Source organism: Methylobacterium sp. WL18 (assembly GCF_008040015.1).
Taxonomy (GTDB): Bacteria; Pseudomonadota; Alphaproteobacteria; order Rhizobiales; family Beijerinckiaceae; genus Methylobacterium; species Methylobacterium mesophilicum.
In genome coordinates, this window is record NZ_VRVD01000941.1 from 1 (window position 1) to 1,344 (window position 1,344).

Sequence of the window (1,344 nt, forward strand, 5' to 3'; positions counted from 1 at the left end):
GGTCTGAGCCCGGGGCCGGAGGCGGGGGCGCCCGGGAACAGCCTCGGCGCCGTCCCCGTTGTCTAGGTCATGCCGGCCCTGGCCGGTCCTTCGGGATGTGAGCGTTTCATGACCAGCCGTACCCTCCAGACCACGCTTCTCGCCCTCGCCCTCGTCGCGGGCAGCGCCGGGATGGCGGCCGCCCAGAGCACGCCCAACGGCAACACCTCGACCTCCGGCTCGCCCGCCGGCAGCAACAGCACCGGGAACGGGGCCACGGGCAGCGGTGCGGCGCCCAGCGGAAAGTGACCCGGCCTCGCGCCGCGTGACCGGTCGATCCCGGAGCCCTGCGCTCCGGCGACCCTGCCGCCTTCAACCCCGCAGCCCGACCGGGCCCGCGGGGTTTTTCGTGCGCCGGCCCCGGTGGAGCGGAGCGCGCGTTGCGTGACGCCGCGTAAGACCATCCGCCTGCGGCGGCGGGAAGCCACCCGTCGGCTCCCGACGGAGATCGGTTCAAGTCCTCACGGCAGGGCCGTCGGGCCCGAATTCGGAATCCATGACACGAAGGCTGGCTTCACTTGCGCGATGGACTGACGTTCGATCACGCAGATGCCGGCGCTCTTGAGAATAATATTCTACGTAGTGCTATCAACGCGTTAATCCGGTATTCCAGCTGTGGAACCTTGACCTTTGATCTGCAAACCAGCACCTGACATCAGCACGTGGCCGGCTGCGCACGTGCATGTCGGGATGCACGACTCGGGTGATGCGGTCGAAATCAGTCCTGGAGATGGGCGGGGACGGGCCTGGTCTGCTTCAGGCCGCGGCCTGGCGTGAGGCCGTCGCGCCGTTCTGGGAGTTCGCCATCCGGCCGGAGGATGTCGCCGACTTCCGCGGACAGTCGCAGGTCCGGCACCTGGGCAATGCCATCCTGTGCCGGGCGGGTGCCTCCGGTTTGCGGTTCGAGCGCTCGCGCGCCCTGGTCGCCCGGATGGGCGTCGATCACATCCTGGCGCATGTCCGCGTCTCTGGCCGCTCCCGGATCGAAATCGAGGGCGGCGAGCAGGATTGCGGGCCCGGCGATATCTGCCTGTTCGACCTGTCCCGGCCCCTGGCCGCCAGCTCCACGGATTACCGCGCCCTGACGCTGGTTCTGCCGCGGCCGCTGTTCGGCGCGGGGGCGGTCGATCTCGACGCGCTGCACGGGACGGTCCTGCACGGCACCACGCCGTTCGGCCGGTTGCTCGCGGACCATCTCCGATCGCTCAGCGCCCATGCCGACGGGTTTTCGGAACACGAGTCCCGGGCCGCCGCGGAGGCGACCGCGACGCTGCTCGCCGCCGCCGTCCCGCGCCTGTCCGGGCG

The 1,344-nt window shown here is 70.4% G+C and carries 1 protein-coding gene and 1 pseudogene; both read left to right on the forward strand.

Features of this window, described 5'->3' with window-relative positions; translation table 11 throughout:
• Positions 1-108: 108 nt before the first annotated feature.
• Positions 109-288 (forward strand): hypothetical protein, encoded by a 180-nt coding sequence (locus FV228_RS29910; protein ID WP_007569333.1) that lies wholly within the window; start codon positions 109-111, stop codon positions 286-288.
• A 457-nt stretch (positions 289-745) separates the two neighbouring features.
• Positions 746-1,344: pseudogene (locus tag FV228_RS29915) on the forward strand (AraC family transcriptional regulator); the annotation flags it as partial.